The following is a 16,684-nucleotide window of genomic DNA, read 5'->3' on the forward strand; positions in this document are numbered from 1 at the left end:
AGTTTGAACATCAATACAAAATATTAACTTTAAAAAATTTATCAAAATGGGGGCTCCTAAAAAATATAAAACTAAAATTAAAGATAACTACGGTGTTGGTGAAGGTATTGATTATAAGCCGTGGTACGAAGCAACAGAATATGTTCCAAAAACTGGCATCTACACCTCTCCAGGAGAGCGCGAGAAGAAACTAGGAAACAATACCAGAAAACTTGGAATAACAGTTCCAAGAATTCACCATTTACTTTCCAGTTACGAAATCTTCTTATTTACAGTTTTTGATTTAAATCCTAATATTATTGATATTAGGGAACAATTTCCACTATTGAAATTAGAAACTGTAAGAGACATTTTTAAATATTTTAATATAAAACAAAGACAGTCAGAGGAACCCCACGTACTAACGACTGATTTTCTAATTAGATTAGCAGATAGGACAGAACTTGCAGTGACTTTTAAGCCTACTGAATTCTTAACTAAAAGGCAAATGCAGTTATTTCAAGTAGAAAAAGAATACTGGAATAGAGAAGGCATTGTATGGAAACTGTGCACCGAAAAAGAAATACCTCCATCCAAATCTTACATTAAAAATATTAATGCATTACACGATAGTTTGAAGTTCTTTAAAAATGAACCCATACCATTCGATACTATTAATGCCATTTATTCATTTGTCAACGAATTTTCAAATAACTTAAGGAATCATTCTTTATTAGAAGTTGCGCAGATAATTGATGAAGATTTATCAATTGATACAGGTACATCAATTATGGTTTTTAAAGTCTTGATTGCGAAAGGGATTTTTCAATTAGATTTAAACCAAAATATCTTTTCAGAAAATGTTCAAATCAGTCAAATCAAAATCTTAAAAAATGGAGCTCTTAGTAAATCAGATATTGCAGCATAATTCCAATTTCTATAAAGTTCTATACTTTGATTTGAAATTAGATATTTGCGTATTAATCAATCTAAGCGAAGAACATAATAAACTTGAACATCTGGATATAGATTCGCTTACAAAAAACAACTATACAGAACCAACTAACCCACCCTCAAATTTTAATACCACAATCCTTAATGAAGTAATTTTAGAATTAAAAGATAAAACCTTAGAAAGGTGGGAAAAATCTTGGGAGCAAATAAAAGATCTTGTCACAGATGAACCTAATATTTTTGAAACTTCCTATTTGAATAAAAAGTGCAAAGAGGTTTCAGAACAGTATAATGTCTCAAGACATACTGTTAAGAGAAATATTTTTAATTATTGGAGAAATGGCAAGACAAAATATGCAATTTTACCGAAATACTACCTTTCTGGCGGAAAAGGAAAAGAGAGACAAATAGAACAAAAAAATGCCTTTAAAATAACAGAAAAAATAAAGGAGGAAATTCAAGCTGCTTACATAAAAAATCGACCTCAAGGTAAAGGAAGCACTTTAAGAGTAGCTTATCTAAACTACATCAGATTAAAATATAAAAAAGAGTTTGACAATAAGGAAACTAAAGATTACCCAAGTTTAACTCAATTCTATTATTGGGGTACCAAAAATTTATCAAGCAGTGATAAATTGGCAATAAAAAAGGGGGTATTGTCAAGAGATAAAGACCATAGATTGGTACCCGGATCTTCTTATAACAGCGTTTTCGGACCTGGTATTTTTCAGATAGATTCTACCCCCTCTGACGTGGAAATTGTATCCGAAATTGACTTAAATGAACCAATTGGATGTCCTACTGTATATTTCATTGCAGATATATTTAGTGGACTATGCACTGGAATTTACGTCACTTTAGAAAACCCATCTTATCACGAAGCTAGTTCGGCTTTATATTACTGTTTCAAAGGTTTTTCAATGTTTGCCAATGATATGCTTCTTGGTACTTTAAACAAGTTTGATGTTGATTCAACTAGTTTGTTTTATCCTAGTAATTTCCTTCCATATCAAATTGTTACAGATAATGGAAAAGAATTAGTTAGTCGTAATTCGAATAACATTATAATTGATCTGGGTATTGACATTGAGAACAAAGAAGCCTACAGAGCCGATTTAAAAGGTTTAGTTGAAAATTTTTTTAAAATCTATCACAAAGATTTAAAATGTTTCCCAAAAGAAATTGGGTATAAAAATGCGTCTGAGGGTAGAAGAGGTACTAAAAAAGCTAGAAAAACTGCGACTTACACTTTAAAGCAATATACTGCAATGATTGCAGTTGCAATGGCTAATTACAATCATAAATGTTCATTGAAAAAATATCCTTTAGCTCCTGAAATGATGAAGGATGGGCTAGTCGATCCATCGCCAATTGAAGTTTGGAATTGGGGAATGAAAAATAGAACAGGATTACTTCGGTCAAGTGATATCTCAAATCTCAAAGAATTAATGCTACCAAGAGCTGTAGGGAAACTAAATAAGCATGATCTTGAGTTTGAAAAAATCAAGTACGAAACGCCTCTTCATAAGGATTTGCGGAATATACAGCAACAAACAGGAGAAGTCAAATTAAATTATGATATTTCATATAATCCGAATAATATGAATACCATTAATCTTTTCTTCAACAATGAAATTATAAAATGTAGCATTAATGAGCAGAAAAACCCAGGACTACTTAATAAAAGTTTAAAAGAAATTAGAGCTTTTAACAAACTTCGAAAGAATGTAAAAAAAGAAAAAGAGCATGATAGAGATTCTGGGAGCATGAATCTTTTGGATATGGCCGATTCATTCAAAAAAGAAAATGACAAAAAAAGAAAATCTAAAGGACAAAAAAGTACTAGTAAAGCCAAGGTGGGCTACAATAGGGAAAGAGAAAAAGAACACGATAGAAAACAAAAAGAATTTAAATCCACTGAAGAGCCTAATTCAGATACAAAAGTCATTGATATCAATACATCAAGAGACAATAAAAGAATAGAACGTGATGTTGGTGATATTTTAGATGATATTTATAAAAATATGGACAATGAGTAATATACATGAAGCAGTTTATGTAAAGTCAGACAATCCTGATTTTGAGGATCACCCATTGATTGAAGCCTTACCAAGGCTGAATGACATTAAAGAATACTTCCAATATTGTGCAAGAAACTCCATTCACACTAGAGAAGAAGCAATTGGAAAACCTTATCATATCAGAAGAGATTATTTAAGCCAATTACAAAGAGATTTTGTATTGCCCAATTATGGAATTTGGGACGTTTACCAGATGATTGTCAATGCACTTTTTACAAGTTATTCATTTCGAAACCCTATTAAGCAAAACACCACAGAAAAAGTAATCAGAGATTATAGAGATCTATTACAAATAAAGGACCTTTCAGCAAAAGTTGCAGTAAGCAACAGTTGTTCCTTGTTTGGAATAAGTGGAATAGGAAAAACAACAGCAGTAAATCTGGCCATTAGCACTTTCCCTAAAGCAATATTGCATAAGAATTTAGAATGTGAGAATTTTATTCAAATCCCGATTGTAAAGGTAGAATGTCCAAAGGATGGTAGTTTAAAAGACCTATGCCGAAATTTTTTTGTAGAACTCGATAAAATTTTGGGTGATTCCACATATGAAAAAGATTTCTGTAAGAAAAGAGATAGCGAAAGTGACAGAATTAACGCTTTATCTAAATTAGTCCTTAAGCATCATATAGGAATCATAATAGTAGATGAGATACAGAATTTGGATGCACAAAAAAGTGGTGGTGAAAAAAGAATGCTTCGCTTCTTTTTAAATTTAGATAATACATTAGATATTCCTATCATGCTTGTAGGGACTAGAGACGGTATTTCAATATTTAAAGATGATGATAAGCTAATTAGGAGATTTACTGCAGCTGGGTTTTTGGAATGGAACCCTAAACCAGAAGACAGGGAGTGGGAAAGATTTATTCAACGCCTCTTCCTTTATCAGTATACAAAGGAGAAAGCTGATGAGAATATCGATTGGCCGCGATTATTTTATCATTATTCTCAAGGCATCTATGCACGCGCATTCCAAATTTTCAAAATTGCGCATCATATGGCTTTTGATTATAATAAAGAGAAAATTACCGTTTCCTTAATCAATCAAGTCATTAAGGAAAGGCTCTATATCGATGAGCCTTTATTTGAAATAAGGCGGAAAGAAAAAATTAATGAAAGTAATTATGATTTCCCAATAGAAGAAATTGACTACACTGATTACAGATCAATAGAAGTAAAAAATATATTAGTCGAGAAAAAGATTTCATCAAATTTTTTCAAAGGTAAGGTAACAAAAACGCTAGACAGAAATAAGGAATTAAGTGCGCAAGAAATAGCAGATAAAATAATCTTAGATTTCACATCGAAACCTAAAAAAACTAATACTGCAAGTAAAGAGAAGGATATTAATAAGGAAGAGGAAGTACTATCTGCAAATACCTTTGCTAATCTATTTTGTGAAGATAAAGACGAAACCTATCAAAAAGTAAAGGAATTTGGGGATATTTTCGACTTTGAAAAATTTAGCTTGTAAAAAATGCTTTATTATTGGCCTCAGACATATCCTGATGAGATTCTATACAGTGTGATTGCCAGATATTTAAAAATTTCCGGAAGTCGAGGTCCCAAGCATCTAATGATGAATCTTTTTGACAGAAAAACTATTAGTGCAACGCTTGATCTTCCTAGCGGACTAAAACATTTAATACACAACCTAGAAATGTTTGATAAGGATGTTGAAATGATTTTGGCCGATAACACCCTCTTCCCGTATTATCAGTCATTTTTAACTCCAACCAAAGCTGAGAAAGTTAGACATTCCATGTTAAGTAAATCAGGAGATATTCATACACTGATCGGAATTAACGCTGGGATTTTCCCCGCTGGAAAATCACCGAGATATTGCCCCTTGTGCGTTAAAGAAGATAAATCTGAAAATATATCACCATACTTGAGAAGAACCCATCAAATCCCATCAATACAAATTTGCACTCAACACAATATATATTTACTAGAATTGAATAAGAGTAGAGTTCATTTTAACAAACATGAGTTTTTATTTCTTGAAGACCACCTAGATCAATTTAGCTTAATTGAACAAAATGAATCTACTGAATACCTTAAAATTTGTAAGGATATTGAAAAATTGTTGAAAGGAAAGCAAAATACTTTTGATGCCGATGATTCTTTCTTCTATCGTAAGGAATTATTTAAACTTGGCTTAGTTAAAAACACAAATCAATTAGATATCCAGGGGTTATATGAAAGTTTTAATGAATTATATGACAACGCTTTATTGGCTAAATTTAAGTCATCAGTAAATTTGGTTAATCCTTCTTGTTGGTTAAAAGGAATATTTAGAAAACACAGAAAGGGCTTCGACCCCTCTCGACATATTTTAATTCATAATTTTTTCAAATATCTAGAAACAAAAAATGGAAGTCTGGAAATCAATGAAATCGAAAATATAAATTACCCTTGCTTAAATAAAGTATGTGAGCATTACAATCAGTCTATCCAAACTACATTTTCAAGACACATTGACAATAAATCCAAAAGGCAAATTACAGTGGTTGAATGTAATTGCGGGCATAAGTATACTTATAGTTACATTGCTAGTAAGCATAACTATTTTGTTAGAATAAAAGAATATGGCCCCGTATGGCATTCTAAACTAAATCAACTTTTGGTGGAGAAAACAATGAGTATAAGAGCTATTGCCCGAATGTTAGGCTGTGACTCCAAGACGGTCAATAGATTTAAATCTATTGTAGTAATAGGTAATTCTGAACATGAAATTGTATTGAAGAAAAAGCAAGAAATTTGGCAACAGCATATTAGAAAAAACCCTAAATCTGGGATTACTGAACTAAGGAAAAAGAAACCTACCCTATTTGCATTTTTATATCGGAATTGTAAAGAATGGTTACAAAAACAGCAATACTATAAATCTCAGCCAACTTCGAAATTAAGGATTAATTGGAAAGTAAGGGACCTTGAAATTCTTGAAGAATTAAAGATAGCAAGGTCAAATGCTCTGAAAGAAAATCCAAAAAAAAGGATTACAAAAAGCTTACTTCTCATAATGGTGAAAAAAGAAAAAATGTTTTATAACAATCAAAAGAAGCTTGAAAATTGCGAAGAATACTTATCTAAAATTCATGAGTCGAAGTATTTTCATAGAAAAAAAAGACTTGTTCTTTCTGCTTTAGAAATGAAAGACGAAAAAACCCAAATTACTTACTGGACACTCTTAAGAAAAGCAGGCATAAGAAAAGAATACCTTAACTATGAATTAATTCAAATTGCTAAAGGGATTGTAAATGGAACTTTTGAATTATCGAGACAATCATTCATTAAAACTGCATAATTATGGCATTTGAAGTTATCTCAGTACCAAATGCAGTCTTTTCAGATGATCAATGGCAGTTGGAAACCGAAGTCAAAAAACTAGGCATAAAACCTTATTATCAAAAAGAATACTTTCCAGTTGACAGGACTCCTAACATTTTAATTGGAGGGGAAATTGAAAATTTTGAACAATTAAACCCTAATGCCTTTCCAAAAGAAGATTTACTTTTTCAAGATTTTGGAAAAGGTGATTGCATTAATTTCAGGGATTTAAAGACTGGAGATTTTGATTTTTCTAATCCTAGAATATTATATAATGAATCAATGATATATCGAATAGAACATAATGGGGAATATTATGCTTTCTTTTGTTACGATCTATTTCGGGTATTACTATTCATCACTAGTGAAATAGGTTCATTCATTTTTAAAAATGAATTTTTAGAAATTGCCTTGGATCACTGTGAAATAATAGAAGAGGATTCTAAAAAAAAATTAATACTACAGTTTAATGATTTTCTTCCTATAAATTTATTAAAAAATCAAAATTTCATTTTCAATGTTGCTTACCTTTTGTTTTGCAAACCAGTAAAAAAATATTGGGATGATATTAAATTCAGTCCAACTATATCAAAAAGGGACTTTTCGTTCAGCCAATTAAATTTAAAAGATGTAAAGATGAATGTGTGCGTTAAAAAATACGCACATTTCAATTTAGTGCTTCAAATAAATGATATTGACATAAATGAGACATTACCATTTGAAGTAATAAAAGTAATCCTTCCCGAATTGACCAAGACTCAATCTGCTAAAGATCCTTCTGATAAAAAGAAAAAAGGATTGGAAAATGAATTTCCTATCTTCCCAGATGTTAGTAAAAAAGGTCACAATCAGCAAAAAAGAAGATCCAAAATACCCATAAGCATTGGTAATAACTTTGTAAAAAAACGACCGAAAATTGTTTATAAAAGAAGCGCAAGTAATAATAGGAAGCCAAGGAAATCAAATACCTACAATAAAAATATTCCTAACAAAGAATTGAGATTTAGTTTTGGAGGAAAATCATTTGATGTTAATAATGTTAAAGCCAAGCTTGAATCAAACCTACATTTTAAGGAATTTGATTACTCTAAAATCCCTAATGGATTATTCACCTTTTGTAAGGCTTTTGAAATAACTGCAAATGGCTTTGATCTATCTTTCAAGTATGAAATCAGAGATGTTCCTGAACACCTTGTATTTTCTAACATAAATGGACAGAAACGAAAAATCTTAATTATTGAAGTAACGGATCCTGATCCATTTTTTTTGTTAGAAGTGGATTCTTCAGATGGGAAATATATCTCAACTTTGGTTTTTGAAGATGTTGAAAATATTGAAAAGGAAGAGTTTTTAGAAAAAGTCATTTTAAAAATGAGTGCAAATGGAGGCGTTTGGCCAGCTCAATACTTGGCAGATTATAGTAGGCATTGGGGTATAAGACATCCAAGAGGTCTTAAATCAAAAAAATCAGAGGATCAGGAAAATTACGAAAAAGTACAGATTAAATTAGTTGCTAATTTAAAAGATTTTTTTGCTGCATAGCTTCCTTCTTGAGGAAAAATATGATTAGTAATCTTAAAGTATCAATTTTAACCATTGTCAAAATCTTCATCAGATTCATCGAATAATACGGACATATTATGTGATTCTAAGAATTTTTCCCTTAATTTAAGTCATTATTCTATCAATTTAATCCATAAATGACTGCAACAGCCAACCAAAACCCTGAGCAAATTGCCAGAGACCGTATTGATCAAATGCTGATGGGTGCTGGGTGGTTGGTGCAAGATAAATCCAAAGTAAACTTATCGGCAGGACTAAGTATAGTTGTTGGGGAGTATCTAAATTGTCCAAACTCAAAGAAGTTTTATTTAAAAGAAACCTGGTCAGAAGAAAACCCTGATGGCAGATGGAGAAAGTATTCTTATGATGAAATCATTGACAATATTGAGGCTGGATTAGAGAGTTTTAGAGTGATTCAGAAGGAATAAGTAAAGTAAAAAGTTCATTAACTTATTTTTACCTTTTTATCACACTTCAAACTAGCCAAAAGATGAGCAATAAGGAAACACCTAAAAGATTAGCTCCTACTATTAAAACCTTGAGGGCATTATTTGCAAAATCAGGTAATAGGTGTGCTTTTCCAAAATGTGACCATCCTTTAATAGATGAGGATCAAAACTTTATTGCACAAGTATGTCATATTGAGGACGCAATGCCAGGCGGTAGATTTAACGAGAACATAAGTAATGAGGAAGCAAGATTACATGATAACCTAATATTATTATGCTATAGACATCATATCAAAACCAATAATATTGAGAAATTTCCTGTTAAAAAGTTACGTGAAATTAAATCAAATCATGAATCTAAATTTTCCGAAACCTTTGGAGTTGAAGAAAGAACATTGATTAATATTTTCAACGACCTTAAAAGTATTAAAGATGATACAATAACTATAATTAAAACGCAGAATTTACAAAATGATAAATTAGATGAATTAAAATCACTATTGCTATCAAAACATCAAGAAGAAAATATCACAAAAAGCAATTATGTTGATGAAATCAATTCAATTTTAAAATTAAGGGATTCAAATAACCAAATTGCCGCTTTGAAACTTCTTAATGATTTTAAAAATAGTAAATGGGAAAAGCTTAATGAAATTGAAAAGTATAAATTGATTGCTAATATTGGTATTTGCCATTTGGATCTTAACAATATTAAAGAAGCAGCAAATTCATTTATAGAAGCTTTTAATTATAATCAAAAGAATGCTAAAGCTGCTGGATTTGCAGCTTTGGGATACTCTATTCTAGGTAAAACTGAAGCTGCAAGAGAAAAAATAAATCAAACCATCTTACTAGATCCAGATAATTCAAATGCCTATGTCGCCTTGATCAAAACCGAGATTGAAAATCTTAGTTTGGAGGAGCTCTTAATTAAAATACCTTTAAAAATCCGTGATACAGTGGAAGTGTCATTTGCATTGGGTGGATTTGCAAGGCATAAAAACGATTTTAAAGGAGCAATATATTGGTATCAAAATGCGACTGAGCTTGCAGTAAAAAATAAAGAAGATTTAAAAGCATCTTTGGCATCAACTATACTTGAATCTGTCACAAATCCTTCTTTGTTTTTGACTAATCAAATAGATAATGAAACAAAAAATAAAATTAATTATTGTATTGAATTACTTTCGGAATCATGGAGCGAATTTAAAGATTCAGATTTAAGAAAGTCTAGATCGTGGATTCTAATTAATAGAGGAATTGCTAAAAAATTTCTTGGAAATATAGAAGGAGCTTATGAAGATATCAAGCAGGCTAAATTAGAATCAGATAATAGCTATTTTGCAATTAGACATTTAGCTATTGTCTCTTTTGAAATGGATAAATTAGATCAATCTCTAGATTTATTTGACCAACTGAAAACATATGAAACGGAGGATGATAAAGATGAATTTAATATCGATATTTTTAGGTCAAGCGTCTTTCACAGAAAAAATGATTTCAAAAATGCAATACTCACGCTCAAAAATATCTTAAATGATGATATAAGTGAAATATCAAAAGTGCACGCTAAAGGAAATTTAATTTTAGCTTATTTAGCTTCAAACAACATTAACAAAGCAAAAGAATTAAGTTATCTAACAATCAAAGACCATCCAAAATATTTAAGAGGGTATATTGAAGCTTCTAAAGTCTTTATAAAATTAAATGACAAAAAAGAGGCTTTAAAAATTTTAGAACAAGGCTATGAATATTTGAACGATACTTCCAGTCACGTAGAAATCAAAGAATTTGCATTTCAGTATTCAATACTAGAAGAGCATAACAAGACAATTGAAATATTAGAGCCAATTATTAATCCTGAGATATACACGGAGTTAAGCAGGACATTATTAATGGCATATTATCATGCGGGCGAAACAGGTAAAGCGCTTAAACTATGCCAAGTAATAAGATCGAAAAATAGTCCGATAGACGTAATTGCGGATATGCAAAGTACTATATATGAATCAATAGGTGATTTATCAATGGCAATTGACGTCTGTGAAGAGTATTTGGACATATATCCAGACGATCAAAGAATTCAAATCCGATTGGCACTCCTTTATTATAAGATAAAGGAAAATAAGAAAGTAAAAGAAATCCTTGACAGCTTAAATATCTTGGGTGTCTTACCTTTAGATATTCAACATCAATTGGCTTACTTAAATATTTTGGTAGGCGAACTAAAAAGAGGTCTAAGTATAGCATTTGAAAATAGAAGAAACAATTATAATAATCCTGATGCTCACTTAAATTATATTAAGCTAGTTTCTGAATTCAACCAACTTGCCGAGCATGTTACAGAAACAGATGAAGTTAACATTGATACCGCAGTTAAAATCAAAAATGAGAATGACGAGATTTTAACCTATTATATTTTAAATGAATCTGAGAAACTCTTTACAAAAGAGCTTTTAATAACGGATCCATTTGCTCAATCTTTAATAGGGTCTAGAACTGGGAATGTAGTAGAAATAGACCAAGGTATCGGGGAACCTCAAAGGTTTGAAGTGGTAGGAGTTCTAAGTAAATATGTTTACGCTTATCAAGAAAGTATAGAATTAATAAAAAATAGATTCCCAACTTCAAAGGGGTTTAAGGTTTTTAATACAGGAAAAACTGGAGATATACGAAAAGATTTAAAACCTATTTTCGATTCCCTCGATCAATTGGAAAACTTTGATAACAAGCTTAGCCATTATTATAAACAAAGATTATTTACTATTGGAGCCTGTTCGGAATTAAAAGGTGAAAACCCCATAAAATTCTGGTCATATGTTATTAGTAACCATGAACTAGGACTGCATACTAAAATTTCTTTAAGAAGGAATTTTGTATTAGCTACTGAACTCATAGATAAAGAAGCTGGTATCGTCATTGATATTATAAGCCTTTTAACGTTAGCTTCAACATCTAATTTAGAATTACTTGAAGTAATCCCCAATATAAAAGTGCTCTCCCGTTCAACAATTGATTGTATTGACGAATTAGTCAGAGAAATAGATGGATTCAGATCTGATGGATATTTATTAGTTGGTAAACAAAAAGGTGAATATATTAAAGAGAAAGTTACAAAAGAACAGATAGAAAATAATAAGAAGCATTATCAGGGATTACTATCTTGGGCAGAAAATAATTGTGAAATATTGCCATGTAATGAAGCACTTACAATGAACGCATCAAAAAAAGACACTCTAAATAAAACAATAGGCAAACCTTTTATTGATTCAATTCTAATTGCAAAGGAACATGGTTATCTTTTTTTAGCAGAAGAAGAAACTTTAAGAGCAATAGCTTTGCAAGATTATCAAGTAAAAAGCTTTCCCACTTACGATTTACTTAATTTTAGTTTTAAGACGGGTACAATTAGTCTTGATTTATTTGATGAAGAAATTGTGGGACTAATTGGTTTAGGTTATAAGTATTTACCAGTTAACTCTGAAATATTGATGAAATGTGCTGAAAAAGCTGGTTATCAGCCAATCCCCCCTTTTGATCTCGCAATTAAAACTTTAGACTTTTCAATTAGTTCTGAAGATTCTTCTGTTCAAGTGTCAGCTGATTTCTTTTACATGTTGTATGCTTCAGTTTCTCTTCCAGAAATAAGACTAAAATTGATTGTCCCTATTCTGTATGTTTTAATTTATAGAAGGAATCCAGTTAAAGTACTTCGAAAATTATTAATTCAGATTGAAATCAAATTCAGCATTCTACAGAAGCAAAAGGATGAAATTCAATCTATTATTAGAGACTTTATTAAAGGTAAATATGGATAATACGTAATGTAAATTCCTTCTTACTAATGAGTCAGATGACTATTTAGATCCGATCATGCTAATGATTTAGGTTAAATGATGATTAGAAGTAAAAAATTCAAAGAATTGAAAATGGATCGGACAAAAGTGATAATATGGAGCCAGAATCACACCATATTAAGCTCACGCATGAAGTTGGTTAAATAAACATTTGAATTTGCCCTTTCAGAATCATACTGAATCTTTCATTTAAAATATTTCCAAGATGTAGAAGCATCAATTAATGGGACACCCCTAATTTTTGTCGATTTCATTAATATTTCATTGCAAGCTCCCATTCTTCCCAAAACAAGCATTGAAGCGATTAGTCCAGAATTATTGGTACCCATAAACTGTTTTGACTGACCTTAGACTCTCCAAATATTGTCAAAGTAAATGACCGATAAAATCCTATTTATCCAAAGTAACACGATTTTAGATATTCAATGGTCTTCCACCATTTATTTCTTCTATTTCAGGTTCATAAACAGTATCATCATCAGGTACGATACTAAAAATTACGTCAATATCAATGTATCGTATTTCATCAATAATGACTGGTTTCGTTTCCATAAAATTCCATTCCCTAGTGTCCTCATCTTTATACATATATTCTTCATCATCTATAATGATTTCCACTCGATAGTTTAACCAAACTTTCAGTTCAACGGATATGTAATCTTCTGATATGTTAGTAATACCATACTCTTCAATATCAGTTTCTACCTCAAGTATTGTTACATCGTGAACATCATAGTGATTAGAATATTCATAGTACTTTGAATCATCATCAAGTTGACGCTCAACCCATTCCTTTATTTCAAGTTGCAAGTTTTCAGAGTCATTAAAAATGATATCCTCAATTTGATCCAAACGCTTTTGGTGTTTATTGCCTTCTATAAGTTTTATTTTATCACTTAGGTACTGATCAAAGTCCTCAATAATTTCAAGGTGATTACTTTTGTAGTTTAGCATATCATTATCCTTTGAAAATGCTAAAACTTTAACTCCGTTTTCTTCTGCCCAGATTTCGACAGTCTTCAATGCGAATGCATCTGGGAATTCGCTTTTCTTACCTCCTGAACTAAAGGGAAACTTCTTTTCAAAGTAACTTTTAAAGATATCTCCGATGTTTAAAGTTGGATAATCAATTATTTCAAAATTTGACTGCGTTAATTTGTCACTCATGATGTCACGAAGCTCTTTCTTAAGTTGTATAGTATCGAAAGGTTCAAATTTGCTTGAAAGAGAAGGTATATTTCTTAAAATTCGAGTGTCATTTCTATATTTTTTAAACTGTTGCCCAGCTTCATTAATATTCTTTGTAATTCGGTTTAAGATTTCATCATAAGTTAATTGCGGTAGCACTACTTTAATTTCCTCTCTTTCTGCTAATTTGTATACTTCTTTTATTCTTTTACTCTCCAAAAAGTTATTAGCCTCAAAAATTGAGGTATCTATGAAAATTGTGTCCATAATTTCTTTCTTATGTGTAGTAATGACCAGATATCATCTGTTAATTATACGTTTTAAATATCGGGTAAAATATCCCATGACACAAGCCTTTGCGAATCGCTCTGATCGCATATTCATTTTTAGCGTTTTTAAGAACATTTACATGTAGAATTGAGCCATCACACCGCCAATTAAATCGTCAAACGTTAGTATCTCTAATTCACGATAATCACTTTCTATTTCTTTCCATTCATCAATACTAAAGTTCCATCTTCGTCCAACTACAAGAATTCTTTTTGGATTATGTACTTTAATTTGATATTTCTCTTCTACCCATCTTCTGTTATTTGGATCTTCAAAGTAGGTTCTGTAATTCCTTGTTTGAGATATATATGAGTTAATTTCGGTAGAAAAAGTCCCTCTATTGCATTTACCTACTATTGAATTTCCTTTTAAGTTGGGAAGTTTAAATTCAATAATGTCAGAATAGCCATTAGGTCGCTCAATAAAAAAATCCGGGATTATAGAATCTCTTTCTTCACTTTGCCACTCACACTTTATCTGACCAAAAACCTTTTTTCCTAGAAATCCCATGGTAAGAATGAATTTGTTTTCATCTATTTCCAAGAATCTGGTTATTTCAGGTTCTGATGTTTCAGAGTTCCCAGTAAGTTCAATGAAACGATTTAACTGTGGAAGTTTGGTGTATTTGTAATCTTCTTGGTCAGGCAGGGGATAAATATAATGTGCATCAAGTTCTATCAATTGCTCATTATAAAAACCAAAATTGATTGAGTAAGAATCATATCCTTCTTGAGAATCATCATAAGAAACTGGAATGAAATCTATCCATTTAATATGCCTAGTTTTTAAGCCATTTTCATCTGCGTCAAAAAAGAGTCCATTGACAATTCTTGAGAATTGTCTCTCTGGGATCATAAAACCATTGCTGTTAAAACCTAAGATCCCATCTTGAGCAGAGAAATTCCATTTTAGTTCTCTAAGCTTATCAAACCCTTTGTTTGATGGTAAAATTAAGTCCTCGGAAAAAGGAGGTAAGGGGAGTTTAAATGAGTTAGCAGTACCATCGTATTTAAACCCTATAACCTCATCAAAAAAGTCTTTTTCACCTAAGGTGTGATCATTACATAAAAATGTGTAGTGCTTTTTTTGTTCAATTTGCCAGTTCTTTCCTTGCCTGTATATTCAATTGCAATATGTTGTTTTCCAAGATGAATAATTATTGTTTCATGGTTTAAAATGAAACCAGTAAAGGATTTTAATAACTCAGGTTTTTTTGACAAATACTGATATAAGGGAAACCAGTATCGGTCACCCATTTCTTGGGCAAGATATCCAATTATTCCAGTGTAATCTAAAATTTCTGGTTCATTCTCTTTCATACATTGTTAATAAAGCCTAGCTATGATGAGTAGGGATTAGAATGCCCTAAAATTCTACTCTTGCATAGTCTCTTTTTGTTTTAAATTTATTAAATGTAGCGAAGTTTTAAATTTCCAAGAAATATTCCTGATCTATAAATTCGCATTCATTCAGCATATGTTAGAATTCGCTCATATTATTTGGTGCTTAAAATCTATCGAATGTAATTTACCAGATTCATCATATTTGTTCACATCACTATCAATACAGTAAACCATCAAACAAGAAGCTGGCTTTGCATTTATAGAAACTCTAGGCCAATACTGAAATTTAGTTTTATGTTTTTGATTGGATATAAGACTTAGTTCTCTTCTAACGCCTAAAATTTCTCTTAAATAGCTCTTTTTATAATTCGTATTTTTGCATTCGATTCCTAAGTATACTTGTTCGTGGGTAGGTCTATGACCATGACGAATTTTTGGTGCAGTTATAAGAATATCCAACTCATGATATTCTCCACGGCTTGGATGTCTTCTTTTCGAATTTGAAGCGTAACTTAGAGTCAAAAATTCCACATCTGTCCATATCTCAGCAATAACATTATCTGGATATAACTCATAATCGGATTTGGTTTTATACAGATCAAATCTCGGATATTTTCTGTTAACGGCACTTGGAGAAGACTTTAGTTTGTAGCTATTGTCATTCTTTAAGACTATAAAGAGTTTTTCGGTTTTATTTAATGATTCTAATACCTTGGATAAAACAAAAGCCTCATATATTTTTCCCCTAGTCAGTTTACTAGAAATAATCTGATTCTTTGATGACCGATAGGCTCCAAACAATTTCTCTAATTTTTTTTTCTGCTTATCTAATTCAGTTTGTATCATCAAAAACTAATTCCGTTATCCATTCCTCTATCTCTATTCCTTCTAATCACCTTTTGTAATTCAATTATGCCCTGTTCAAGTTTCGTAAAGTCTGGAATATCATAAAAATTGATCGTTTGTATTTGGTTCAGCCTTCTTTCATTATCGGTCAATTCAACTTCAAATCCTTGAAAATCTTTTCCATTCTGAATATCAACATTCTCGTTTATACGAAAATTGATCTTTCTCACATTTTCCTTTTGGTATATTCCAAATAACCTAATTAAGCGAGTTATGTACTTGTCTAGGAAAATTTCATTCGTATAAGTAATTTCTTGTGAGGCATAATTATATGCAACATCATGAAGATCTTCTAAATCAGACTTCTTAAGTTCAGATTGTAAATATTCGTATATCTCTTGTGCTTGACTATCGCTCATCATCAAAGTTTATCGTAATGAATGCCAATTAAATAAAAACATAAAATGTAACTATCCCAAAATAGTTGATATAATATGAACTACATTAATAATATATCAACTTCACTGTCCTTGTAACCAAAAAATGAAAGATTGAATATTTGCAGGTTTTGGTTGCAGATGAACTTGAGGAATAAATATAGGAGATAAATTATAAAATACATCCTAAAAACACAGGAGTTAATCGAAAAGTATGTGAATTATTAGATTAAAAAAATAAATAATTTGGATCGCTATTAAGGGTCATAAACCAAATGATATTCTGTCTGATGATTTTACATTCTTACTGACGAATTTGGTTAT

The 16,684-nt window shown here is 30.9% G+C and carries 12 protein-coding genes; 7 read left to right on the forward strand and 5 right to left on the reverse strand.

The features are described 5' to 3' along the window. Positions 1-46: 46 nt before the first annotated feature. The 7 genes from QYS49_RS01675 (at position 47) to QYS49_RS01705 (ending at position 12,177) form a co-directional block, all read left to right on the forward strand. Positions 47-907 carry a TnsA endonuclease N-terminal domain-containing protein gene (locus QYS49_RS01675; RefSeq protein ID WP_308349892.1) on the forward strand — a complete coding sequence of 287 codons (861 nt, stop codon included), beginning with the start codon at positions 47-49 and terminating at the stop codon, positions 905-907. Continuing rightward, on the forward strand, positions 873-2,972 hold the full coding sequence (locus tag QYS49_RS01680; protein ID WP_308349893.1) for a TnsB C-terminal domain-containing protein: 2,100 nt from the start codon (positions 873-875) through the stop codon (positions 2,970-2,972). The genes QYS49_RS01675 and QYS49_RS01680 overlap by 35 nt, the downstream gene beginning before the upstream one ends. Further along, positions 2,965-4,488 (forward strand): AAA family ATPase, encoded by a 1,524-nt coding sequence (locus QYS49_RS01685; protein ID WP_308349894.1) that lies wholly within the window; start codon positions 2,965-2,967, stop codon positions 4,486-4,488. The genes QYS49_RS01680 and QYS49_RS01685 overlap by 8 nt, the downstream gene beginning before the upstream one ends. Before the next feature lie 3 nt (positions 4,489-4,491). Beyond that, entirely contained in the window at positions 4,492-6,324 is a 1,833-nt protein-coding gene (locus QYS49_RS01690) for a TnsD family Tn7-like transposition protein (protein WP_308349895.1), read from the forward strand. 2 nt (positions 6,325-6,326) lie between these two features. Beyond that, positions 6,327-7,889 (forward strand): Tn7-like element transposition protein TnsE, encoded by a 1,563-nt coding sequence (locus QYS49_RS01695; RefSeq protein ID WP_308349896.1) that lies wholly within the window; start codon positions 6,327-6,329, stop codon positions 7,887-7,889. Between the two features lie 158 nt (positions 7,890-8,047). Next, positions 8,048-8,338, forward strand: coding sequence for a hypothetical protein (locus tag QYS49_RS01700; protein ID WP_308349897.1), 291 nt, complete (start codon positions 8,048-8,050; stop codon positions 8,336-8,338). A gap of 416 nt (positions 8,339-8,754) precedes the next feature. After that, positions 8,755-12,177, forward strand: coding sequence for a PIN domain-containing protein (locus tag QYS49_RS01705; RefSeq protein WP_308349898.1), 3,423 nt, complete (start codon positions 8,755-8,757; stop codon positions 12,175-12,177). Positions 12,178-12,630: 453 nt separating this feature from the next. Here the strand turns inward: QYS49_RS01705 and QYS49_RS01710 are convergent, their stop codons facing one another. From QYS49_RS01710 to QYS49_RS01730, 5 genes are all read right to left on the reverse strand, one after another. Further along, positions 12,631-13,671: a PIN domain-containing protein gene (locus tag QYS49_RS01710; protein WP_308349899.1), complete on the reverse strand. Its 1,041-nt coding sequence runs from the start codon at positions 13,669-13,671 to the stop codon at positions 12,631-12,633. Positions 13,672-13,809: 138 nt separating this feature from the next. After that, entirely contained in the window at positions 13,810-14,589 is a 780-nt protein-coding gene (locus QYS49_RS01715) for a Shedu anti-phage system protein SduA domain-containing protein (RefSeq protein ID WP_308349900.1), read from the reverse strand. 191 nt (positions 14,590-14,780) lie between these two features. After that, a complete protein-coding gene (locus QYS49_RS01720; RefSeq protein WP_308349901.1) occupies positions 14,781-15,053 on the reverse strand; it encodes a hypothetical protein in 273 nt (90 codons plus the stop codon). Positions 15,054-15,224: 171 nt separating this feature from the next. Beyond that, complete coding sequence (locus QYS49_RS01725) at positions 15,225-15,923, reverse strand: hypothetical protein (protein ID WP_308349902.1); 699 nt, start codon at positions 15,921-15,923, stop codon at positions 15,225-15,227. Further along, positions 15,923-16,342 (reverse strand): hypothetical protein, encoded by a 420-nt coding sequence (locus QYS49_RS01730; protein ID WP_308349903.1) that lies wholly within the window; start codon positions 16,340-16,342, stop codon positions 15,923-15,925. Before QYS49_RS01730 ends, QYS49_RS01725 begins: the two co-directional genes overlap by 1 nt. Positions 16,343-16,684 lie beyond the last annotated feature (342 nt).

This window comes from Marivirga salinae (genome assembly GCF_030503855.1).
In the GTDB taxonomy this organism is placed as follows: Bacteria; Bacteroidota; Bacteroidia; order Cytophagales; family Cyclobacteriaceae; genus Marivirga; species Marivirga salinarum.

Coding starts and splice junctions, on each gene's coding strand:
- QYS49_RS01675 (WP_308349892.1), top strand. CDS start 47: ATGGGGGCTCCTAAAAAATATAAAACTAAAATTAAAGATAACTACGGT.
- QYS49_RS01680 (WP_308349893.1), top strand. CDS start 873: ATGGAGCTCTTAGTAAATCAGATATTGCAGCATAATTCCAATTTCTAT.
- QYS49_RS01685 (WP_308349894.1), top strand. CDS start 2,965: ATGAGTAATATACATGAAGCAGTTTATGTAAAGTCAGACAATCCTGAT.
- QYS49_RS01690 (WP_308349895.1), top strand. CDS start 4,492: ATGCTTTATTATTGGCCTCAGACATATCCTGATGAGATTCTATACAGT.
- QYS49_RS01695 (WP_308349896.1), top strand. CDS start 6,327: ATGGCATTTGAAGTTATCTCAGTACCAAATGCAGTCTTTTCAGATGAT.
- QYS49_RS01700 (WP_308349897.1), top strand. CDS start 8,048: ATGACTGCAACAGCCAACCAAAACCCTGAGCAAATTGCCAGAGACCGT.
- QYS49_RS01710 (WP_308349899.1), bottom strand. CDS start 13,671: ATGGACACAATTTTCATAGATACCTCAATTTTTGAGGCTAATAACTTT.
- QYS49_RS01715 (WP_308349900.1), bottom strand. CDS start 14,589: ATGATCCCAGAGAGACAATTCTCAAGAATTGTCAATGGACTCTTTTTT.
- QYS49_RS01720 (WP_308349901.1), bottom strand. CDS start 15,053: ATGAAAGAGAATGAACCAGAAATTTTAGATTACACTGGAATAATTGGA.
- QYS49_RS01725 (WP_308349902.1), bottom strand. CDS start 15,923: ATGATACAAACTGAATTAGATAAGCAGAAAAAAAAATTAGAGAAATTG.
- QYS49_RS01730 (WP_308349903.1), bottom strand. CDS start 16,342: ATGAGCGATAGTCAAGCACAAGAGATATACGAATATTTACAATCTGAA.